Source organism: Xanthomonas sp. NCPPB 3200, assembly GCF_056393585.1.
On the sequence record NZ_CM150785.1, the window covers coordinates 816,130 to 836,699 of the forward strand.

At 66.3% G+C, this 20,570-nt stretch carries 17 protein-coding genes; 14 read left to right on the forward strand and 3 right to left on the reverse strand.

Annotation, left to right across the window (positions count from 1 at the left end; all coding sequences use genetic code 11):
* Positions 1 to 29: 29 nt before the first annotated feature.
* The 4 genes from AC06DU_RS03460 to AC06DU_RS03475 all read left to right on the forward strand — a co-directional run bounded on the left by AC06DU_RS03460 (position 30) and on the right by AC06DU_RS03475 (position 5,840).
* Positions 30 to 1,430 (forward strand): glycoside hydrolase family 28 protein, encoded by a 1,401-nt coding sequence (locus AC06DU_RS03460; RefSeq protein ID WP_478203573.1) that lies wholly within the window; start codon positions 30 to 32, stop codon positions 1,428 to 1,430.
* A 378-nt stretch (positions 1,431 to 1,808) separates the two neighbouring features.
* Positions 1,809 to 2,948: a lytic murein transglycosylase B gene (gene mltB, locus AC06DU_RS03465; protein WP_478203575.1), complete on the forward strand. Its 1,140-nt coding sequence runs from the start codon at positions 1,809 to 1,811 to the stop codon at positions 2,946 to 2,948.
* On the forward strand, positions 2,945 to 4,375 hold the full coding sequence (locus AC06DU_RS03470) for a septal ring lytic transglycosylase RlpA family protein (protein WP_435014911.1): 1,431 nt from the start codon (positions 2,945 to 2,947) through the stop codon (positions 4,373 to 4,375). The genes mltB and AC06DU_RS03470 overlap by 4 nt, the downstream gene beginning before the upstream one ends.
* Positions 4,376 to 4,634: 259 nt before the next feature.
* A complete protein-coding gene (locus AC06DU_RS03475) occupies positions 4,635 to 5,840 on the forward strand; it encodes a D-alanyl-D-alanine carboxypeptidase family protein (protein ID WP_016900824.1) in 1,206 nt (401 codons plus the stop codon).
* Positions 5,841 to 5,960: 120 nt separating this feature from the next.
* Here AC06DU_RS03475 and AC06DU_RS03480 read toward each other — a convergent pair whose 3' ends face one another.
* Positions 5,961 to 7,022, reverse strand: coding sequence for a lipid A deacylase LpxR family protein (locus AC06DU_RS03480; protein WP_024939686.1), 1,062 nt, complete (start codon positions 7,020 to 7,022; stop codon positions 5,961 to 5,963).
* A gap of 275 nt (positions 7,023 to 7,297) precedes the next feature.
* Between AC06DU_RS03480 and AC06DU_RS03485 the strand changes: the two genes are divergently transcribed.
* The 4 genes from AC06DU_RS03485 to AC06DU_RS03500 all read left to right on the forward strand — a co-directional run bounded on the left by AC06DU_RS03485 (position 7,298) and on the right by AC06DU_RS03500 (position 11,835).
* Positions 7,298 to 7,576, forward strand: a complete 279-nt coding sequence (locus AC06DU_RS03485; RefSeq protein ID WP_016900827.1) for a YbeD family protein — start codon at positions 7,298 to 7,300, stop codon at positions 7,574 to 7,576.
* Positions 7,577 to 7,665: 89 nt separating this feature from the next.
* The gene (lipB, locus tag AC06DU_RS03490; RefSeq protein WP_252374684.1) at positions 7,666 to 8,262 is read left to right on the forward strand and encodes a lipoyl(octanoyl) transferase LipB; all 597 of its coding nucleotides are present in this window, start codon (positions 7,666 to 7,668) and stop codon (positions 8,260 to 8,262) included.
* A 15-nt stretch (positions 8,263 to 8,277) separates the two neighbouring features.
* On the forward strand, positions 8,278 to 9,291 hold the full coding sequence (gene lipA, locus AC06DU_RS03495) for a lipoyl synthase (protein WP_016900831.1): 1,014 nt from the start codon (positions 8,278 to 8,280) through the stop codon (positions 9,289 to 9,291).
* Between the two features lie 384 nt (positions 9,292 to 9,675).
* A complete protein-coding gene (locus tag AC06DU_RS03500) occupies positions 9,676 to 11,835 on the forward strand; it encodes a carboxy terminal-processing peptidase (protein WP_181097827.1) in 2,160 nt (719 codons plus the stop codon).
* Between the two features lie 174 nt (positions 11,836 to 12,009).
* Here the strand turns inward: AC06DU_RS03500 and AC06DU_RS03505 are convergent, their stop codons facing one another.
* Positions 12,010 to 12,753 carry a sulfite exporter TauE/SafE family protein gene (locus AC06DU_RS03505; protein WP_167708400.1) on the reverse strand — a complete coding sequence of 248 codons (744 nt, stop codon included), beginning with the start codon at positions 12,751 to 12,753 and terminating at the stop codon, positions 12,010 to 12,012.
* 176 nt (positions 12,754 to 12,929) lie between these two features.
* Here AC06DU_RS03505 and AC06DU_RS03510 point away from each other — a divergent pair, with 176 nt between their 5' ends.
* A complete protein-coding gene (locus AC06DU_RS03510; protein ID WP_167708401.1) occupies positions 12,930 to 13,814 on the forward strand; it encodes a LysR substrate-binding domain-containing protein in 885 nt (294 codons plus the stop codon).
* A 54-nt stretch (positions 13,815 to 13,868) separates the two neighbouring features.
* Here the strand turns inward: AC06DU_RS03510 and AC06DU_RS03515 are convergent, their stop codons facing one another.
* A complete protein-coding gene (locus tag AC06DU_RS03515) occupies positions 13,869 to 14,735 on the reverse strand; it encodes an endonuclease/exonuclease/phosphatase family protein (protein ID WP_435014909.1) in 867 nt (288 codons plus the stop codon).
* 163 nt (positions 14,736 to 14,898) lie between these two features.
* Here AC06DU_RS03515 and AC06DU_RS03520 point away from each other — a divergent pair, with 163 nt between their 5' ends.
* From AC06DU_RS03520 to AC06DU_RS03540, 5 genes are all read left to right on the forward strand, one after another.
* On the forward strand, positions 14,899 to 15,954 hold the full coding sequence (locus AC06DU_RS03520) for a bifunctional nicotinamide-nucleotide adenylyltransferase/Nudix hydroxylase (protein WP_434982470.1): 1,056 nt from the start codon (positions 14,899 to 14,901) through the stop codon (positions 15,952 to 15,954).
* 126 nt (positions 15,955 to 16,080) lie between these two features.
* Positions 16,081 to 17,484 (forward strand): nicotinate phosphoribosyltransferase, encoded by a 1,404-nt coding sequence (locus AC06DU_RS03525; RefSeq protein ID WP_104577073.1) that lies wholly within the window; start codon positions 16,081 to 16,083, stop codon positions 17,482 to 17,484.
* 22 nt (positions 17,485 to 17,506) lie between these two features.
* Positions 17,507 to 18,607 (forward strand): radical SAM family protein, encoded by a 1,101-nt coding sequence (locus AC06DU_RS03530; protein ID WP_478203577.1) that lies wholly within the window; start codon positions 17,507 to 17,509, stop codon positions 18,605 to 18,607.
* Complete coding sequence (locus tag AC06DU_RS03535) at positions 18,600 to 19,664, forward strand: DNA methyltransferase (RefSeq protein WP_478203578.1); 1,065 nt, start codon at positions 18,600 to 18,602, stop codon at positions 19,662 to 19,664. The genes AC06DU_RS03530 and AC06DU_RS03535 overlap by 8 nt, the downstream gene beginning before the upstream one ends.
* A gap of 73 nt (positions 19,665 to 19,737) precedes the next feature.
* Positions 19,738 to 20,523 (forward strand): DUF2242 domain-containing protein, encoded by a 786-nt coding sequence (locus AC06DU_RS03540; RefSeq protein ID WP_024939675.1) that lies wholly within the window; start codon positions 19,738 to 19,740, stop codon positions 20,521 to 20,523.
* Positions 20,524 to 20,570 lie beyond the last annotated feature (47 nt).

A 20,570-nucleotide genomic window follows, 5' to 3' on the forward strand; every position in this document is an offset into this window, starting at 1 on the left:
CGCCATTCCTCTTCCAGGTGACCTCTTCCATGAAACTGCTAACCGCCGCGATCGGCGGTGTCTGTCTTACGTTCGCCGCACACGCCGGCGCCATCAACCTTGCCACCGGCGATACGCGCGCGGTCTCCGAGCCGGCGATTCCCGCCACCTGCCAGCCGGTAAGTGCCAGCTACACGCCGAGCGGGCGGCTGTTCGACGCCGCGCTGGAAAGCGCGCCGCCCGATACCAAAGCCATCCAGGCCGCGCTGACTGCCTGCACCGGCAAGAACGGCAGCGTGCTGCTCAAGGCCGGCACCGGCAACGCGTTTCTCAGCGGCCCGCTGACCATTCCCACCGGCGTCACCCTGGTCGTCGATCAGGGCGTGACCCTGTACGGCTCGCGCAATCCGGCCGACTACGGCAGCGGTTGCGGTATCGCAGGCGCCAAGAGCGGCGGCTGCCTGCCGCTGATCAGCGTCAAGGGCACCAGGTCGGGCGTGATGGGCGTACGCACCGGCGGGCGTCAGGGCACGATCGACGGGCGCGGCGACCTGCCCATGCTCGGCAAGAGCACCACCTGGTGGGAGTTCGGCGAAAACGCCAAGGCTGCCGGCCAGGTGCAGAACAGCCCGGACCTGATCAAGGTGCAGAACTCCAATACGTTCACCCTCTACAACGTCAATCTGATCAATGCGGCGTACTTCCATTTCTTCGCGCATATCGTCGATGGCCTGACCATCTGGGGCGTGCGGGTGAAGTCGCCGGCGACCAGCCCCAACACCGACGGCCTGGACCTGGACAGCGTGGTCAACGCCAGCCTGGTCGACAACGATGTAATGGGCGGCGACGACTGCGTGGCGATCAAGACCATTGCGTCCAAGTCCGGCAACATCAGCGTGCGCGACAACCGCTGCTACGGCACCCACGGCATCTCGATCGGCAGCGAGGTGATGTCCGGGGTCAACAACGTGCTGGTCGACAACAACGCCATCACCGCCACCGACGATGCCGGCAGGCGCAGTACCGACAACACCGGCTTGCGCATCAAGACCAGCCTTGCCAAGGGCGGCCCGGTCAGCCTGGTCACCTATCGCAATACCTGCTTGTACGGGGTGACCAGCCCGCTGGTGATCAACCCGTTCTATTCGGTGGGCGGCAGCGGCACCAAGCCCAGCTTCGCCGGGGTCGTCGTCAACGGCCTGCGTACCACCGGCGATGTCGGCCTCAAGGGCAAGGGCTGGATCCTGAAAGGCTTCGATGCGCAGACGCCGCTGGACCTGACGCTGGCCAATGTAGCCACCGGCAATACCGCGGTCTCCGCCAGCGATGCGCAGATCGGGCTGAGCAACAGCGCGCTCACCCCGACCGGCAGCAACGTCACCACCTCCAGCGTGCAACTTGGCGGCAGCGTACCCACCTGCTCGACTGCGCCACGCTTCCCGGCCCTGTGATCGACCAGGCGCGGCCACTCCGCCGCGCCTGACGGCCGGATCGACCTCAAGGGACCCAAGCCGGCCGCTCATGCCATCAGAGGAAGAAATCAGAAGCAGGCCCACGGCATGCCGCCAGACACAAAGCGTCGCCAGCCCCTGGCCCGGTCCACCAGACAACCCCGGTCGGCACACGAGCACCCCCGCACCCCGCACCCCACAATTCCCCCGAATCCCGAATCCCGAATCCCGAATCCCCATTCCCCATTCCCGCACAGCACCCAAACCAATCCCCAATCCCCCCTCCCAAATCCCCGCCGCCCGGAGCGGCAAACTAAAGCTCTTTCCTTTCATGGTCTTATTGCCAGAAGTTCATCTGTTCTCTGTTACCCTCGGCCGATGATTCGACGCACTCTGACCTGCCTGCTCACCCTCGGCTTTGTCGCCTGCGCGACTCAGCCCAGCCCTCCGACCCCGCCGCCGGCCGCCAGCGCGCCCCCGGCCAAGCCGCCGAGCGCCCCGGTCGCGCCCGTCAGTGCCGCTGCCGAAGCGCCCGCGCTGCCGCCGGTGGACCTGACCCCGGTGCCGTTCGAGATCGCCCGCGCCAACTTCGTGCGCGACACCGCCGCTAAATACGGCATCGACGCCGCACAGATCGAAGCGGTGCTGGCGCAGGCGCAATTCAAGGACGCCATCGTCACCGCGATGTCGCGCCCGGCCGAGCGGGTCAAACCGTGGAACGAATACCGCCCGATGTTCATCACCCAGGCGCGAATCGATGGCGGCCGCAAGTTCCTGGCCGAGCATCGTGCCGAGCTGAGCAAGGTCGAAGCGGCCACCGGCGTGCCGGCGCAGGTGATCGTGGCCATCATCGGGGTGGAGACCAGTTACGGCAGCAATGCCGGCAAGTACCGCGTGCTGGACGCGCTGTACACGCTGGCGTTCCGCTACCCGCGCAGCGGCGACCCGGCCAAGCTCGAACGCGAAGTGCGTCGCGAGCTGTTCTTCCGCGATGAACTTGGCCAGCTGTTCGCGCTCGGCAAGGAAGAGCAGCTCGATGTCACCACGCTGATCGGCAGCTATGCCGGCGCGATGGGCATGGGCCAGTTCATGCCGTCCAGCTACCGCCAGTTCGCCGTCGACGGCGATGCCGACGGCAAGCGCAACCTGTTCACCGACCACAACGACGTGTTTGCCTCGGTCGCCAACTACTTCGTCAAGAAGGGCGGTTGGGTGCGCGGTGGCCAGGTCGCGGTGCCGGCCACGCTGGCCGCCGGCCACGAGGAATTCAATCCCACCGACTGGTCGCCGGTGTACACGCTGGCCGACCTGTCTGCGCGCGGCTATCACCCGAATGCGCCGGTGGTGGCCGGCAGCACCGCCACCCCGATCACCCTGGACGATGCCAACGGCAAGCAGTACTGGCTGGGCTTCCAGAATTTCTACGCGATCACCCGTTACAACATTTCCAAGATGTACGCGATGGCCGTGTTCCAGCTGTCCGAGGCCATCGCCGGCAAGGAGTTACCCCCGGCATGAACAGCACGACAGGCCCCAAGTGGCTGATCCCGATGGCGCTGATGCTCGGCTTGGCGGCCTGTAGCAGTGCACCGAAGAAAAGCGCCGGTACCGGCGGCAGCGGCGCGATCAAGGGCGTCAAGGTCGACGGCAAGGGGCCGGCGTATGTGGCCACCGGTTGCCCCTCGACCTCGCCCTACGCACCCGCCAAGGAAGACCCGTCCACGCGCGGCGACTACACCGCCGGCGGCCTGTACAAGCCCGGCGTCAAGGACACCACGCCGGACCACGTGCCCAACGTGGCCTGCATCCCCGAACCGCTGGTCACCAACGAGCCGCGCTCGGCGGTGGGCAACCGCTCGCCGTATGAGGTGCTGGGCAAACGCTACGTGGTGATGGACAACCCCGGCGACTATGTCGAACGCGGGACTGCCTCGTATTACGGCAGCAAATTCCACGGCCGGCTGACCTCCAACAAGGAGGTCTACGACATGTACGCCTTCACTGCCGCCCACAAGACCTTGCCGTTGCCCAGCTTCGCCCTGGTGACCAACACCGACACCGGCGACTCGGTGGTGGTGCGCGTCAACGACCGCGGCCCGTTCCACGATGGCCGCGTGATCGATCTGAGCTACGCCGCAGCGGTCAAGCTGGGCATCACCGGCAAGGGCACCGGCAACGTCGAGGTACGCGGCCTGACCGAAGCCGACAACGGCAATCTGCTGGCCAAGCGCCGCAGCGGCCGCGCGCCGGTCAGCACTGCGGTGGCCGCCGCACGGCCGGCCGCCAGTGCCAGCCAGATCGATGGGTTGGTGCAGCGCCTGCCCACCCGCACCGTGCCGGCCGCCGCCCCGCGCGCAGTGGCCGCCAGTGCCGCCGCTCCGGTGGCCGCCGCAGGGGCGGGCAGTGCAGGAGCGGGCAGTGCAGGGGCCGCTGCGATTCCCGCGGGCGAGCGTTGGCGCTACCGCGTGGCCGATTCGCGCCAGCCCGGCAACGCCGACAACTTCGATGCCTGGATGAAGTCGCAGGGCGTGCGCGTGGCCACCGGCAAGCCGGCTGCCGCCGCGCCGCGGCCTGCCTCGGCTGCCCCGGTCGCGGTCGCGCCAGCCGCCCCGGTCGCGGTGGCGGCGATCAAGCCCGCCGACAGCGCGCCGGCACGTCCGCTCAGGAGCGAACCGGTACCGGTCAAGGCGCCGAGCGTGGCCGAGGCGGCACTGGGCGACATCCTGTTGCAGGTGGCCAGTTTCGCCAGCCGCGAAAACGCCAACCGCGCGCTGTCGCAGCTTGCCTCGGCCGGGATCGCCGGTGCCAGCGTCAGCGACATCGTCAGCGGCGGTCGCACCTTGTGGCGGCTGCGCGTCAATGCGCGCGATCACGCCAATGCCTCGGAAATCGCGCAGCGCATCGCCGGCCTGGGCTTCGGGCGCCCGCAGATCGTCGCCAACTAGCCACGATCGATCCGGCAGCCAAGGCGTCGGTGGGTAGGCCGGCGCCCGCTATCGACAGCTAGCGTCGGGCAGCCGCAATCACCACGCGCCCCATGCAGCTTGCTCGATCGCCCAGTGCGTCAGCCACGTTCGGCGCGTCGTCTGCCGCCATCGCTGAACTGCGCAGGCGCGCGCAGCATCGCGTGCGTCGCCCTGATCGCCGTGGCGCCTTACAATTTCGCATTACCCAGCCTTCGGGCCCGTCAGGAGTCGTTCTTCAATGAAATTCCGCTTCGCCGCCGCTGCGGTGGCCACGTTCGCCTTTGGCCTGGTCTGCGCGCAGACCCCTGCGCCGCAGCCGACGCCTGCCGTTGCCGCTGCGCCGGCCGCCGTCCCGGTTCCGCCCGCACCCGCGCCGGCGGTGTCCAAGTCCTGGATCCTGATGGATTACGCCACCGGGCAGGTGCTGGCCGGTGAAAACATCCATCAGCAGCTGGCCCCGGCCAGCATCACCAAGGTGATGACGTCCTACGTGGTCGCTGCCGAAATCAAGAATGGCAAGGTCAAGCGCGACGACCAGGTCATGATGAGCGAGCGCGCCTGGCGCGAGGGCGGTGCCGGCACCGACGGCAGCTACAGCGGCTTCCCGGTCAACCAGACCGCGCGTCTGGAAGACATGGAAAAGGGCATGGCGATCCAGTCCGGCAACGATGCCGCGATCGCACTGGCCGAGCATGTGGCCGGCAGCGAAGAAGCCTTCGCCTCACTGATGAACAGCTACGCCGCCAAGATCGGCATGAAGGACTCCTACTTCGTCAACGCGCACGGCCTCAGCGCCGAAGGTCACCATTCCACCGCCTACGACCTGGCGATGCTGGGCCGCGCGATGGTGCGCGATTACCCGGAGACCTATGCCTACAACAAGATCAAGGAATTCCAGGTCGGCAGCATCAAGCAGAACAACCGCAACCTGCTGTTGTGGCGCGACCCGGCGGTGGACGGCATCAAGACCGGCCACACCTCCGAGGCCGGCTACTGCCTGCTGAGCTCGGCCAAGCGCGGCGACCAGCGCCTGGTGGCGGTGGTGATGGGCGATTCGTCCGAGCGCCAGCGCGCCGACGACAGCCTGGCCCTGCTCAACTGGGGCTTCCGCTTCTTCGAAACCCACAGCCTGTACGCGCCCGGCAAGGTCGTGACCAAGCAGAAGGTCTGGAAGGGCCAGCAGGACGAAGTGCAGCTCGGCGTGGCCCAGCCATTGCTGGTCAGCCTGCAGCGCGGCCGCTACAACGACCTCAAGCCCAGCATGGAAGTGGCCAAGAACCTGCAGGCCCCGATCAAGCAGGGCCAGCAGATCGGCACCGTCAAGGTCAGCCTGGACGGCAAGATCATCGCCCAGGCCCCGCTGGTCGCCATCAACGCAGTCGAGGAGGGCGGCTTCTTCAAGCGCCTCTGGGATGCGTTCTGGATGTGGTGGGAATCAGAATAAAAAAATGCCGGCGAAAGCCGGCATTTTTTTGGAATCGGGAATCGGGAATCGGGAATCGGGAATCGGGTGTGTTGCGTTTGCTCTACCTATTCCCCATTCCCGATTCCCAATTCCCAGCCCTCAAAGCATCCGGCTGATCGTGAAACTGCCATACACCGGCGTTTCGCGCTGGGTGTCGAATTCGCGGGTGCGGTGGTAGCGGGCGATGGCGAACTTCCAGCGGCCGTACATCACCGCCAGGCCGTAGCCGACGTCGCCTACGAACGGGCGCTTGTCCACGCTGTGGCTGTTGCGGAAGGTGTTGCCGTCCAGGGTGATGTCGCGCAGCACCCAGCGCGCATCGGTGGTCAGGAACAGATGGCCCGACCAGCCGCTGGCGCGTCCGAGCCGGCTGGGGGCGGTATTCTCGCCGGCCGGGCGGGTCGGGGTGCTGCCGAAGTCGTCCGGCAGCTTCCAGCCGAAGCGCACCTCGCCACCGGCATTCAGATGCGTGGCCATGTTGCCGACCGCGCCGCCCCAATGCGAGATGAAATCCCAGCCGAAGCCGTCCGCATTGACTGCCGCATCGCCCGGCCAGCGGCGCATGCGCTCGTGCACCAGGTTGATCAGCGGCTCGTTGTGCAGCTGGTTGTCCCAGCCCTGGAATTTTTCGTCGCCCAGCACATCGTGGATCGCATCCTGCGCTTCCTGCGCAAATGCCCACGGGCCGACCACGCCGACCTGCAGCTGGGTGGTGCGCAGATGCGCATCGTTGCGCGCGTTGTAGCCGAAGCTCGCCAGCAGGATGCCCGCATACGGGCGATCGTCCGGGATCACATCGCGGCGGGTGGGGTCGGTGGGAGTGAAAATCGCCTGGCCGATCGAGAACACCATGTTCTGCTGATCGAACTCGCCCGGATGCAGACGCTCCAGATAGCCGTTGACCCAGCGCGCGGTGCGCGGCAGGCAGGGGTCGTCGGTGTAGTCGACCAGGTTGGGCGACACCAGCGTCAGCACCGCGCCGTTGGAATAGCCCTGGTCCTGATCCTCTCCGCCGAACAGGTCGTTGTCGACCCGGAAGTTCACCGCCGGCGGCGTCCGGCTCATTCTGCTGGAATCGCACTGGTCGGCAGCCACGGCCGGCATCGACAGTGCGGAAAGAGAGAGCAGCAGGGCAGCGGACAAGGCGCGCGGTCGAAGCATGGAGGGCCTGGAAAGGTAAGGAGGGGCGATGTTCAGCAAAGGTGCCTGCGGCCGCTGCTGCGCCGCGTGAACGTGCCCAGGAGCACAAACATTTTCTGCCGGCGCCCCACCGTGTAGAACCATCACCGGCGCGTATCTGTGTTTGGTCCGGGATTGTAATGGCAGATTCTTGCTGAAAGTTGGGGGCGGCCCGCCCGGCTCCCCGGCCGTAACGCGCTCATCCGTTCGACCAGTGCGGGCTTGGGTTTGTCCGCCATCGTCCCGATAATGGGCGGATGGAAATCAGCACCGACAACCCCGATCACGGCTTCCAGTTTCCCGGTACCTTCGAGCTCAGCGCAATGGGCGCGGCCGAGCGCGGGCTGGAAAGCGAACTTCCGCGCCTGCTCGCCGCCACCGGTGTGGAGCTGCTGGAGGAAAGCATCAGCTGGAAGCATTCGTCCAGCGGCAAATATGTCTCGGTCAAGATCGGCTTCCGTGCCGAGAGCCGCGAGCAGTTCGACGCTGCGCACCAGGCGCTGCGCGACCACCCGGAAGTGAAGTGGACGCTGTAGCGATCCAGGCTGCGGAAAGCCCTGTCCCCGTCCTGCCGGCGCAGTTGCGCGATCTCGGCCGACAGGCGTACGCGCCAGTTTGGCGTGCGATGCAGCGTTTCACCGATGCGCGTGATGAGGCCACGGCCGACGAAGTGTGGGTGGTCGAGCATGCGCCGGTGTTTACGCTGGGCCAGGCCGGCAAGCCCGAGCATGTGCTCGCGCCGGGCGAAATTCCGGTGCTGCAGGTCGATCGCGGCGGCCAGGTCACCTATCACGGCCCCGGCCAGCTGGTGGTCTATCCGCTGCTGGACCTGCGTCGGCTCAAGATCGGCGTGCGCGATTACGTGTGCAAGATCGAGCAGGCGCTGATCGACACGCTGGACGAATGGAACATCCTCGCTGAGCGCCGCGAGGGCGCGCCGGGCGTGTACGTGGGCGGGGCAAAGATCGCCGCGCTCGGGATCCGGGTGCGGCGCGGCTGCACCTTCCACGGCCTGTCGTTCAATGTGGCGATGGACCTGGAGCCGTTCCACCGCATCAACCCCTGTGGCTATCAGGGCCTGCAGGTGACCTCGGTGCTAGACTTGGGCGGCCCCTCCGGGATGGACGCCGTCAAGGCGGTGCTGCTCGATCAGCTGGCGCGCCAGTTCGGTCTCGTCCTGCAGCCTGTCTCCGCGTTGCCCGACCTTTCGCTTCCGGCCTGAGCGCCCGTTACTGCCATGACCCAGCCTATCGCCCGTTCCATCCCCTTGCAGGTCGTCTCCGGCGACACCGCCGCACCTGCGCCGCTGCAGACCGGCGTCAAGCAGATCGGTGGCGACAAGATCAACCGCTCGCCAGTGCAGTTCGTCGATGCGCCGGTGTTGCGCAAGCCGTCGTGGATCCGGGTGCGGATTCCGTCCGGCAATGCAGTGCAGAACCTCAAGGCCAAGCTGCGCGAAAACCGCCTGGTCACGGTCTGCGAGGAAGCCAGCTGCCCGAACATCCACGAGTGCTTCAGCCACGGCACCGCCACCTTCATGATCCTGGGCGAGGTCTGCACGCGGCGCTGCTCGTTCTGCGATGTGGCGCATGGCCGGCCCAAGCCGCCGGATGCAAACGAGCCGGCCAGCCTGGCCACCACCGTGGCCGACATGGGCCTGAAGTATGTGGTGGTGACCAGCGTGGATCGCGATGACCTGCGCGACGGCGGTGCCCAGCATTTCGTCGACTGCATTTCGGCCATCCGGGTCAGCTCACCCAAGACCCGCATCGAGATCCTGACCCCGGACTTCCGCGGCAAGGGCCGCATGGACCGCGCGCTGGAGATCCTGGCGCTCAGCCCGCCGGACGTGTTCAACCACAACATCGAAACCGTGCCGGATCTGTACCCGAACGTGCGTCCGGGTGCCGACTACCAGTGGTCGCTGACCCTGCTGCAGCGCTTCAAGGCGCAGCATCCGTCCATCGCCACCAAGTCCGGCATCATGCTCGGCCTGGGCGAGACGATGGAGCAGGTGCACGCCACCTTGCGCGACCTGCGCGCGCACGATGTGGACATGATCACCATCGGCCAGTACCTGCAGCCGACGCCGCACCATCATCCGGTGATGCGCTACTGGACGCCGGAGGAATACAAGGCGCTGGAGGACTACGGCAATGCGCTGGGCTTCAGCCACGTCGCTTCCGGGCCGATGGTGCGCTCCTCGTATCACGCCGATCGTCAGGCCGCCGGCGCGGGCGTTGCTGCTTAAGCCAGCCGATCACGCCTGCGCCCACGCTCAGGCGGGCGCGGCCGCCAGTGCCGGCGTCAGCTGATGCCGCATCCGGCCGCATGCCGAGTGCATGTCGTCGCGAACTGCCCGCGACCGCCCTCGAGTAGCTCCGATGATTTCGAGCTAGAACGACCCACACGACCCCGCACACCGCGGGGTCGTGTCGTCTCCGGCCGCTGCTCTCGGCTTGCAGGGTACGGGCGCGTTCACAATCCGCTACAGGCCCGGCGCTAGGCTGATTCAGCCAGCGGATGACAACGCCAGCAACTTTCGGCACTGTCATGCTGTCTGATCCGTTCACCGCCTTTCTTTCGTCGGCCCTGTGCCGAGAGCCATTCGATGACCTACAACGTTTCTGCGTCCATGAAGGCCGGCCTGCTGGCGCTGGTGTTGACCACTCCGATGGCATTGCTCGCACGCGCCGACACGGCGTTGCCGGCGGCAGCCACGCCCGATCAGGCCACAGCGACCAAGCTGGTCTATGGCCTGCTCTCCGACAGCCGCTATGCCTACCGTCCGCGCACGCTGGACGAGGCCATGACCAAGGACGTGTTTAAGCGCTATCTGGAAACCCTGGACGGCAGCAAACAGTTCTTTACCCAGACCGACATCACCGGCTTCGCACCGCTGGAAGCAGGCGTGGGCGACGCGCTGCGCGGCGGCAAGCTGGATCCGGCGTTCCAGGTGTTCTCGGTCTACAAGAAGCGCGTCGACCAGCGCGTCAAGTATGCGCGCGACCTGCTCAAGCAGGACTTCGATTTCACCGGCAGCGACAAGTTTGAGTACGACCGCAAGGACGTGCCGTGGGCTGCCGACGACAAGCAGCTGGACGTGCTGTGGCGCCAGTCGGTGATGAACGACTGGCTGCGCCTGAAGCTGGCCGGCAAGAAGCCCGAAGACATCCGCAAGACGTTGGACAAGCGCTATGCGGCGCTGGCTGATTCGGTCAACGAGTTGAAGGCCGAGGACGTGTTCCAGTTCTTCGTCAACGCCTACACCAACGCAGTCGATCCGCATACCGACTACTTCACGCCGCGCACGGCCGAAAACTTCAATCAGCAGATGTCGCTGTCGTTGGAAGGTATCGGTGCGCAGCTGCAGAAGCAGGACGACATGGTGGTGATCCGTGAGGTCATCCCGGGCGGTCCAGCAGCGGTGGATGGCACGCTCAAGCCGGGCGATCGCATCGTCGGCGTGGGCCAGGCCAAGAACGGCGCGATCGAGGATGTGATCGGCTGGCGCATCGACGACGTGGTCGCCAAGATCCGCGGCAGCAAGGACACCCAGGTGCGTCTGGAATACATCCCGGCCGAATCGGGCATCGACGGCAAGCACCGCACCGTGACGCTGACCCGGCAGAAGGTGCGCCTGGCCGAGCAGGCCGCCAAAGGCGAGACCATCACCCTGCCGGCCAAGGGCAACGAGCCGGAGCGCCGCATCGGCATCATCAAGCTGCCGGGCTTCTATCAGGATTTCGAAGGCCGTCGCCGCAACGCGACCGACTATGCCTCGGCAACGCGCGACGTCGCCAAGCTGCTGGCCGGCTTCAAGACCGACAAGGTCGACGGCGTGGTGCTGGACCTGCGCAACAACGGCGGCGGTTCGCTGGACGAGGCGATCGAGCTCACCGGCCTGTTCATTGAGCAGGGCCCGGTGGTGCAGGTGCGCGAATCCGGCGGCCGGGTCACCGTCAATGGCGACAGCAATCCCAAGGTGGCCTGGGATGGTCCGCTGGGCGTGCTGATCAACCGCGGCTCGGCATCCGCCTCGGAGATCTTTGCCGGTGCCATCCAGGACTACGGCCGCGGCCTGGTGATCGGTGAAACCAGCTTCGGCAAGGGCACGGTGCAGAACATCGTCGACCTGGACCGCTGGCCGGCGGCGGAAGGCCAGCGCTACGGGCAGGTCAAGCTGACGATCGCGCAGTTCTTCCGCGTCAGCGGCTCCAGCACCCAGCACAAGGGCGTGGTGCCGGACATCGCATTCCCGGCCAGCGTGGATGCCACCGAGTTCGGCGAGAGCACCTACGACAACGCGCTGCCGTGGACGCGCATCGCCGCCGCACCGCACACCCAGTACGGCAACTTCGCGCCACTGCTGCCCAAATTGCAGGGCCTGCACACCGCGCGTATCGCCACCGACAAGGAATTCCAGTGGTGGGAAGAGGACGTCAAGCAGTTCCGCGATGAGAAGGCCAAGAAGTACATCTCGTTGAACGAGGCCGAGCGCGTTGCCGAGCGTCAGAAGCAGGATCAGCAGCGCAAGGATCGCCAGCAGGTGCGCAAGCAGCTGGGCCTGCCGCTGGACCCGCTTGCCGAAGACAGCGACGACGGCCTGACCGGCAACGAGCGCGATATCGTCAAGGACACCGCGCGTGAGAAGGCCGCAGAAAAGCGCCCGGATCCGCTGCTGCACGAATCGGCCGCCATCCTCGCCGATGCGCTGGGCCTGCTGTCGCAGGACCAGCCGCTGTCGGCGCAGGTGCTGCCGCAGTCGACCGCGCCGGGACGTTGGGCCGACTGATCGTTCGTCGAACAGCTGGCGACGACATCAGCGTTAAATACAAGAAACGCCACCGCATCGCGGTGGCGTTTTTATTGGCCGACCCTTTCATGTCTGGCACGACGTCGCGAGCGGATTTGACTGACGATCGATTGCCGGCTGCCGTGCCTGCGTGTCGTGCGACGCCCGTTGTGCTTACGCCAGTGCCTGCCAGACACCTTGCAGACCGAGCACCAGCAAGGTGGTGAAAAAGAAACGTCGAAACGTCTCGGCGGAAATGCGGTTGCGCACCCAGGCACCCAGCCACATGCCGATGGCGGTGGGTAGCAGTGCCCACAACGACGGAGCGATCGCCGCGCGGGGTAGCGCGCCGTGCCAGGCCAGGGCACTGGCCAGCGCCAGCGTCGCCACGCCGAAACACCAGCCCAGGGAGCGGATCAACAGCTCGCGCGGTAGTTGCAGGGCGGTGAGGTAGGGCAGTGATGGCAGCACGAACACGCCGGTGGCGCCACTCAACAGACCGGTGGCCAGCCCGGCCAGTGGCCCTGCCCACGGTTCGTGACGTGCCTGCATCGTCCAGTGTCGACGGGCCAGCCCAAGCAAGGCGTACAGCGCCAGCAGCGCGCCCAACCCGGCGCGGACCAGGCTGGGGTCGGCGCCTGTCAGCACCCCTGCACTCAGCCAGGTGCCCAGCGTCACGGTGGCCAGCAATGGCCACAGACGTCGCAACAGGGTCGCCGTGTCCGGCCCCCAGGCTTGCTGCACATTCGTCACAAGCGAAGGCAGAACCAGTAAGGTCGCTGCCTCGGCAGGCGTCAGCCACAGACCCAGCAGCCCCATCGCAACGGTCGGCAAGCCCATCCCGGCCACGCCCTTGACCCAGCCTGCCAGCAAAAACACGCCTGCGATCAGATACCAGTGGGTGTGCAATGTCTCCATGCAGCCAAGGATCCGGGCTTGTTCCGCGGCAGACAATGCGTGATTGTTTGATGCAGGCTTCGGCAGCGCCGAAGGCTAAGGCGGGATGCCGCGCGTGCAGAGGCCCCTGGCTTGGCTGGCCTGTCCTGTCGGTGGCGAGCGCATGTCGATGACATGCACGTGCTTGTGGAGCGCTCATGCATCTGGAATTTGTCGATTTACGGTTGTTCATCGCGGTGGTCGAGACCGGCAGCATTACTGCCGGTGCACAACGCGCGGCGTTGTCGCTGGCCGCTGCCAGTGCGCGGATTCGTGCGCTGGAGCTGCAGGTGGGCGCCGTACTGCTGGAACGCGGGCGCCGCGGCGTCAGCCTGACTCCGGCCGGCGGCGTGTTGCTGCGGCACGCACGGCAATTGCAACGGCAGGCCGAGGCGCTGCAGCTGGAGCTGGGCGGCTACGGTGGCGGTGGCCAGGTGACGCTGCGGCTGGCGGCCAATACCGCGGCGCTGTCGGCATGGTTGCCCGAACGGTTGGCGGATTTTCTCATCGCACATCCGCAGCTGGATCTGGCATTGACCGAGCAGGGCAGCGACGAAGCTGCCGATGCGGTGCGCGAGGAACGCGCCGACATCGCCGTGGTCGCAGGTCATGCCGATCTCAGTGGGCTGCAGGTGCTGCCGTTCCGTGAGGATCGGCTGGTGCTGGTGATGGCTGCAGCGCATCCACTGGCCGGCGCCGCGACACTGCAATTGAGCGAGCTCGCCGGAATGGACACGCTGGGGCTGGCCGGCGACAGCGCCTTGCAACGGCATCTGCGCGTGCAGATGAACCGCGCCGGCGTGCAGGTGCGCATGCGTGCAAAGGTACAAGGCATCGACGTGTTGTGCCGCATGCTCGCACAAGGCATGGGCGTGGCGATTCTCCCGCACGCCGCAGTGCAACGCTCATGCGTGCGCGATCAACTGGCCACGGTGCCCCTGGATGCAGCCTGGGCACCGCGGCAACTTTCGATCGTGCTGCGTTGCGAGCCTGTGCCGTCGACCATGCTGCAAGCGCTAGTGGATTGGCTGCAACACGACTGAGCTGCGTAGCGTCAGAGCGGCCGGCATCGTGACAGCGTCACGTCGCTGGCGCGATCAACGCGGCCAGGCGAATTCGGCCAGCACCGGATAGTGGTCGGACGGCAATACACCGCCGGGACGCTGATTCAGCGTGGAAAAGCGTGTCGGTGTCAGGCCGCGGAACAGGATCCAGTCGATACGACGGGTCGGCTGCGTGGTGAAGTCCTGGAAGGTTTTTTCCGGGCCTTGCGGTTCGGGGGCACGGGCGCGTGCATCGCCAAGCGAGGCGGTGAGGACGCGGTAGGTGCCCTGGTCAGGATCGCTGTTGAAGTCGCCGGTCAGCACCACCGGAATGTTTGCCGGCAGCGCCGCGATGCGCGACAGGATCAGGCGCGCGCTGTGCTCTCGGGCGGCCTCGTCCTGGTCGCGGTGGGCGAAGTGCGTGTTGAGCAGATAGAAGCGGCGCTTGTCGCTGCGACGCTCGAACAGGGCCCAGGTCACCATGCGCGGCAGGTCGGTGTTCCAACTGCTGCTGCCGGGGACCTGTGGCGTTTCCGACAGCCAGAAGTCGCCCGATTCCACCACCGACAACGCGCGGCTGTCGTAGAACACGCCCATGTGCTCGTCGCTGTCGTCGCCGCGGCGGCCCTTGCCGAACCAGCGGTAATCAGGCAGTTGCGCAGCCAGATATTGCGCCTGTTCCTGCACCAATTCCTGCGTGCCGAAGACATCCGGGTGCGCTTGTTCGACCAATGCCGCCATCGCCGTGCGGCGCACGCTCCAACGCTTGTCGCCATCGGTATCCACCGGCACGCGCACATTGAACGACATCACCCGCAAGGGCGCAGGCGCAGGTGCAGACAACGCAGGCAAGGCGATGCACAGCAGCGCGAGTGCGGCGAACAGGGAACGTGAGATGGCGCAAACGGACAGGCGTGACATGCAGGCGGATTCCTCAAGGACCAATCGGCGAGTCTAATCGGCATGCATGACCGAAATGTCATCGACATACCGCGCCCGCTTGACGTCGTCGCACATCGGCGTAGCATTTGCACCAAGCCATCGGATAGACCGCTGGCTGCCTACTCAACCGTGAGGGATTCTCATGGCACCGCAGTACGACTATCTCGTGTTTATCGGGCGTTTCGAGCCCTTTCACAACGGCCACGCCGCCGTCGCCCGCCACGCGCTGGGCAAGGCGAACAAGCTCATCGTGTTGATCGGCTCTGCCGACACGCCTCGCACCATTCGTAATCCGTGGACCGTCGCCGAACGTGCGGTGATGATCGAGTGCGCGTTGCCGGGCGAGAGCCAGCGGCTGATCCTGCGCCCGTTGCGTGACCATCTGTACAACGAAAGCCTGTGGATTGCCGAGGTGCAGCGCCAGGTCGCCGAGGCCGTACAGGCCGATGGCGGCACGCCCGATGCGCGCATCGGCCTGATCGGCATGGACAAGGACGCCAGCAGCTACTACTTGCGCGAGTTTCCGCAGTGGCCGCTGGAAGATGTGCAACATACCGCCACGCTGTCGGCCACCGAGTTGCGCCGCTATCTGTTCGAGGCCGGCGAGATCGGTTTCCACGGTGGGTTGCTGATGCTGCGCGGCAATGTGCCGGCGCCGGTGTACGACATGCTGGAAGCGTTCCGACGCAACTCGCCGAGCTACGCGCAGCTGGTGGCCGAATACCGTTTCATCGAGCAGTATCGCGCCGCTTGGAAGGATGCGCCGTATCCGCCGACCTTCGTCACCACCGATGCGGTGGTGGTGCATTCGGGCCACGTGCTGTTGGTGCGTCGTCGCGCCGAGCCGGGCAAGGGCTTGTGGGCATTGCCGGGCGGTTTCGTCGGCCAGGACGAAGGGCTGCTGGACGGCTGCCTGCGCGAGCTGCGCGAGGAAACACGGCTGAAGGTGCCGGTGCCGGTGCTCAAGGGCTCGTTGCGCGGACGCCAGGTGTTCGACCACCCCGAGCGCAGCCTGCGCGGGCGCACCATCACCCATGCATTCCATTTCGAATTTCCGGCCGGTGAGTTGCCCGCGGTGCGTGGTGGCGACGATGCCGACAAGGCGCGCTGGATTCCACTTGCCGAAGTCATGGCGATGGGCCCGCGCCTGTACGAAGATCATCTGCATATCCTCGAATTCTTCCTGGGTCGCGGCTGAGGCCGACAACAATTGCGTGCCGTCATCCACCAAATGCGTCCGGGCGCAATCCAAGATCGGCTTGAACCGTAGCCTCCCCGCCGGCGGACAGACCGCTGGTTCATTCGACGCGAAGGAGCTTCCGTCATGCATTACCTCGATAACCTGCTGCTCAACACCGACAGCTACAAGGCCAGCCACTGGCTGCAGTATCCACCCGGCACCGATGCAGCGTTTTTCTATGTCGAATCGCGCGGTGGCGTCTACGACCAGACCGTGTTCTTCGGGCTGCAGTCGATCCTGAAAGAGGCCATCAGCCGGCCGGTGACGCATGCCGACATCGACGATGCGAAGGCCTTGCTGGCCGCGCATGGCGAGCCGTTCAACGAGGCCGGCTGGCGTGACATCGTCGATCGTCTCGGCGGGCAACTGCCGATCCGCATCCGTGCCGTGCCCGAAGGCACGGTCGTGCCCACGCACAACGTGCTGATGACGATCGAATCCACCGATCCCAAGGCGTTCTGGGTGCCGTCGTACCTGGAAACGCTGCTGTTGCGCGTGTGGTACCCGGTGACGGTGGCAACGGTGAGCTGGCAGGTGAAGCAGGTGGTACGCGATTACCTGCAGCGCACCAGTGACGATCCGGAAGGGCAGTTGCCGTTCAAGCTGCATGACTTCGGAGCGCGTGGGGTGTCCAGCCTTGGTTCGGCCGCGCTGGGCGGTGCCGCGCATCTGGTGAACTTCCTCGGCACCGATACCTTGTCGGCGTTGCTGCTGGCGCGTGCGCATTACCACACGCCGGTAGCCGGCTATTCGATTCCCGCTGCCGAGCACAGCACCATCACCAGCTGGGGCCGCGAGCGCGAGGCCGATGCGTATCGCAACATGCTGGCGCAGTTCGCGCGCCCCGGTTCGCTGGTGGCGGTGGTATCGGACAGCTACGACATCTACCGCGCGATCCGCGAGCATTGGGGCACCACCTTGCGTGAGGAGGTGATTGCCTCCGGTGCGACGGTGGTGATCCGTCCGGATTCGGGCGACCCAGTGGATGTGGTCGAGCAATGCCTGCTGCTGCTGGACGAGGCGTTCGGCCATCAGCGCAACGGCAAGGGCTACAAGGTGCTCAACCATGTACGGGTGATCCAGGGCGATGGCATCAACCCGCAGTCGCTGCGCGCGATTCTCGAACGCATCACTGCTGCCGGCTATGCCGCCGACAACGTCGCCTTCGGCATGGGCGGTGCGCTGTTGCAGAAGGTGGATCGCGACACCCAGAAGTTCGCGTTGAAGTGCTCGGCCGTGCGCGTGGACGGGCAATGGATCGATGTCTATAAGGACCCGATCACCGACAAGGGCAAGCAGAGCAAGCGCGGTCGGCTGACCCTGCTGCGCGACCGTGCCGATGGCAGCTATCGCAGCGCGTTGCTGGATGAAGTCGACGCGCATGCCGACAGCGAAGATGCGCTGGTGACGGTGTGGGAGAACGGCGTCATGCAGCAGGAGTGGACCCTGGAGCAGGTGCGCGCACGTGCCGACGCCGCGCGCCGCTGACGTTCGCCGCGCGGCTAGCGGCATGCACGCCTCCTTCGACGACGACTCGTTGCTGTCTGCATCGCCGCTGTTGGCCGGGTTGCGCGCCGCCGCGCCCAGCCTGCGGCGGCGTGTGCCGCAGCAGGACGAGAGCAGCCGATGGCATGCATTGCGCATCGGCGAGCGCGCGTATCGGGCAGCGTTGCCGATCACCTTGACCCCGTATGCCTCGGTACGGCCATGTTCGGCGCGCTGCGGCTTCTGTTCGGAAAACCTGCGTCAACACCGTGGTGGCCCGGCGGCAGCGATGTTACGGCCAGGGCCGGACTACTTTGCGCAGTTGCGCGCTGCGTTGCAGCTGCTGCACGGGGTGCCGTTGTCGTATTCTTTGTCCGGCCTGGAGATGACCGACGACCCGGACTGGTTGCAGGCCTTGCTGCAGACCCTGGCGACGACGCCCGACGGCCCGTGCGTGGAGCAGCGTGTGCTGTACAGCAATGGTGCCGGCCTGGCGCGCGCGCAGGGGGCACAGTTGCTTGATGCCCTGGTCGACTTCGGCCTGTCGTGGATCGAGCTGTCGCGTCACCACCCGCTGCAGGCCGGCAACGACGCGATCATGCGCTTTCGTCCAGACGAGCCCATTGCCGATGCGGCCATTTTCGCGCGGACGGCGCAACGCATCGCAGCGCGCCTGCCGGTGCGGCTGGTCTGCATCGTGCAGCGGGGCGGCGTGGACTGTGCCGATGGCGTGGCGCAGTACATCGCGTGGGCGCGTCGCTGTGGCGCCACGCAGGTGATCTTCCGCGAGTTGTCGCGTCTGGACGATCCGTACCGCAACAATGGCACCTGGCGCTATATCGCGCAGCATCGCATCGGCATGGAAAGCCTGTTGGCGGACTGCATGCAGCAGCCGTGGTGGTCGCATTGGCAAGCCGACGGCATGACTGAGGGTTATTACTTCTGGAATCTGCGCATGCGCAGCGAGGATGGCCTCGAAGTGGTGTTCGAAAGCGCCGACTACGCGGCCATGCACGCACGCCACGCCACCGGCGACCTCTACAAGCTGGTGTTCTTCGCCAATGGCCGCCTGTGCGCGGGCTGGGACCCGGATGCCGATGTGCTGTGGGAGCCGGCCGATGGATGAGCTCGACCAGCGCAGCTGGTGGACGCCGGCGCCGGATGAGCCGTCCTGGGCATTGCCCGAGGATCTGCGCGCAGCCGATCCGCTTGGCGGGCGCGACTGCGGCTGGGTGAATCAAATGCGTCCGTTCGTGCGGCACTTCAGCGTGCCGGGCGCGCAGGTGTTCGACCCGTTCTGTGGATTCGGCAGCACGCTGCTGGCGGCGACGCTGGAAGGGCGTGGCGCGCATGGCATGGAGATCGATGCCGCTCGTGCACAACTTGCACGTACGCGCCTGCAGCGGCACGGCGTGCAGGCGCCGGTCGTGGTCGGCACGCTGGTCGACACCGCGCCTGCGGCGGCGATCGATCTGTGCCTGACCAACGTGCCGTATTTCGGTTGCCACTGGCGCGGTGCGGCACTGCCGGGGCAGTTGTATGCCAGTGCCGATTACGCAGGCTATCTGTCCGGCATGCGGGCGGTATTGCATGCCTTGCGCAAGCGGATGCGAGTGGATGGCTTCGGTGTGGCGATGGTGGAAAACGTCGTCGTCGGCGGGCGGGTGATTCCGCAGGCGTGGGATCTGGGGCGGATCCTTGCCAGCCTGTTCACCCTGCGCGAGGAGCGGGTGCTGTGCTACCGGCGGCCGGGCGCAGCGCTGGCGCCTGCAGGCACGCACAGCAATCGCAGCCACGAGTACGCGCTGATCTTCCAGCACTGCCGTGCGCAGTTGGACCTGCAGCAGGCAGCGCTGCTGCTGCAGGCGCTACGTGCAGACGGCCTGCCGGTGCAGGTGCACGGCAGCTACGCGCGCTGGCTGCAGGCGCCCGAGTCGGTGCCGGAGGGGCCGGCGGATCTGGACCTGATCCTGCAGGCCGAGCAGCCGCTCTGGGACCGCCTCACCGTCTGGCTGCAGGCGCAGGGATTCGCCTTGAGCCTCTGGGGCGAGCCATGCCGGGCGCCGGTCGCGCTGGCGGCGGTGCGTGCCCACCACTATCTGCGCGCCGAGCGCATCGGCGCAGACGGCAGCCGCCTGCAGCTGGACCTGCAACTGCCAGCGGATGAACCGCCGTTGCCCTGATCGGCCAAGCGACGCCGCGCGCACACCGGTTGCGGCTATGCTCTGTGCCGGTTTTGGATGCCGGAATGTCTCCATGTCTTGTTCTTCCCTGATTGCGCGCGGTGCCCTGCTTGGCGCGCTGGCAACCCTGGCTGGTTGCGGTGGCAGCAAGGGCGACACCATGCTGATGCGTGAGTCGTTCAATTCCGACGACACCTACTCGCGCAGTGTGGCCTCCACCTCGCCGCAGGCCTGCGAGGCCGCGCGCCGGGTGTTGTTGAGCCAGGGCTATGCGGTGACGCGTGCCGATGCCGCTGCGGTGGAAGGCAGCAAGAACTTCCAGCTCAAGGAAGCCGACCAGAGCGAACAACTCAATCTGCGCATTTCCTGCGCCACGCAGGACGGCGGCAAGGCGCAGGTGTTCGTCAGCGCATTGCAGGACCGTTACGCGCTGAAGAAGAGTTCGACCTCGGCCAGCGTCGGCGTGGGCGTGCTCGGTTCGTTGTCGTTGCCGGTCGGCAGCAGCGGCGATTCGCTGGTGCGCGTGTCCAGCACCACGGTGCAGGACGCGGCCTTCTACAAACGCTTCTTCGACCGTCTGAATTCGTACCTGCCCAAGGTGACCGAAGCGGTGCCTGCACCTGCAACTGCTGCTCCGCCACCGCCACCGCATGCGATATCACAAGCACCGGCTCCGGTGCCTGCGGCCGCTCAGGCCAGCGAGGCGGCCACTGCTCCCGCCACGCCAGCAACAGCTGCGCCGCAACCTGCTGCAACGCCTGTCGCACAGCCGCCGGTGGCGCCATTGCCGGTGGAGGCGCAGGACCCACCGCCGACACCAGCCAAGCTGCCGCAAACCGAGCCAGCAAGCCAACCGTGACGAAGCGATTCAGGCTCTGCTCCAGAGCCTGAATAGCCGGTTGCACG

Coding starts and splice junctions, on each gene's coding strand:
- AC06DU_RS03460 (WP_478203573.1), top strand. CDS start 30: ATGAAACTGCTAACCGCCGCGATCGGCGGTGTCTGTCTTACGTTCGCC.
- mltB (WP_478203575.1), top strand. CDS start 1,809: ATGATTCGACGCACTCTGACCTGCCTGCTCACCCTCGGCTTTGTCGCC.
- AC06DU_RS03470 (WP_435014911.1), top strand. CDS start 2,945: ATGAACAGCACGACAGGCCCCAAGTGGCTGATCCCGATGGCGCTGATG.
- AC06DU_RS03475 (WP_016900824.1), top strand. CDS start 4,635: ATGAAATTCCGCTTCGCCGCCGCTGCGGTGGCCACGTTCGCCTTTGGC.
- AC06DU_RS03480 (WP_024939686.1), bottom strand. CDS start 7,022: ATGCTTCGACCGCGCGCCTTGTCCGCTGCCCTGCTGCTCTCTCTTTCC.
- AC06DU_RS03485 (WP_016900827.1), top strand. CDS start 7,298: ATGGAAATCAGCACCGACAACCCCGATCACGGCTTCCAGTTTCCCGGT.
- lipB (WP_252374684.1), top strand. CDS start 7,666: ATGCAGCGTTTCACCGATGCGCGTGATGAGGCCACGGCCGACGAAGTG.
- lipA (WP_016900831.1), top strand. CDS start 8,278: ATGACCCAGCCTATCGCCCGTTCCATCCCCTTGCAGGTCGTCTCCGGC.
- AC06DU_RS03500 (WP_181097827.1), top strand. CDS start 9,676: ATGAAGGCCGGCCTGCTGGCGCTGGTGTTGACCACTCCGATGGCATTG.
- AC06DU_RS03505 (WP_167708400.1), bottom strand. CDS start 12,753: ATGGAGACATTGCACACCCACTGGTATCTGATCGCAGGCGTGTTTTTG.
- AC06DU_RS03510 (WP_167708401.1), top strand. CDS start 12,930: ATGCATCTGGAATTTGTCGATTTACGGTTGTTCATCGCGGTGGTCGAG.
- AC06DU_RS03515 (WP_435014909.1), bottom strand. CDS start 14,735: ATGTCACGCCTGTCCGTTTGCGCCATCTCACGTTCCCTGTTCGCCGCA.
- AC06DU_RS03520 (WP_434982470.1), top strand. CDS start 14,899: ATGGCACCGCAGTACGACTATCTCGTGTTTATCGGGCGTTTCGAGCCC.
- AC06DU_RS03525 (WP_104577073.1), top strand. CDS start 16,081: ATGCATTACCTCGATAACCTGCTGCTCAACACCGACAGCTACAAGGCC.
- AC06DU_RS03530 (WP_478203577.1), top strand. CDS start 17,507: ATGCACGCCTCCTTCGACGACGACTCGTTGCTGTCTGCATCGCCGCTG.
- AC06DU_RS03535 (WP_478203578.1), top strand. CDS start 18,600: ATGGATGAGCTCGACCAGCGCAGCTGGTGGACGCCGGCGCCGGATGAG.
- AC06DU_RS03540 (WP_024939675.1), top strand. CDS start 19,738: ATGTCTTGTTCTTCCCTGATTGCGCGCGGTGCCCTGCTTGGCGCGCTG.